Annotated in this window: 1 protein-coding gene; it reads right to left on the reverse strand. The window is 66.5% G+C overall.

Annotated features, from left to right (window positions below):
- Positions 1–158: 158 nt before the first annotated feature.
- Positions 159–254, reverse strand: a complete 96-nt coding sequence (locus D7Y15_RS46860; protein ID WP_367303451.1) for an IS3 family transposase — start codon at positions 252–254, stop codon at positions 159–161.

Raw genomic sequence — 254 nt, forward strand, 5'->3', positions numbered from 1 at the left:
GCTTCGCTCTATTTCGACGGGGCCTTGCCGCGTCTTGTACGTCGCCGTGTACCGGCCGACCCGGGCGTGGACCTGGCCTGCGAGTTGGAGACGGGGGGCGTCGACGTCGTAGCCTCGAAGCAACCTCTGGGCCTGCTCCGGTTCGGTGGACAGGTTGACTACGCTGCCAGCCTCTTGGTTGCGGCCCTCCGCTCGTATTCCACTGGGCTGACGTAGCCCAGGGCGGAGTGGCGCCGCTTCCGGTTGTAGAACAC

This window comes from Corallococcus sp. AB030, assembly GCF_003668965.1.
Taxonomy (GTDB): Bacteria; Myxococcota; Myxococcia; order Myxococcales; family Myxococcaceae; genus Corallococcus; species Corallococcus exiguus.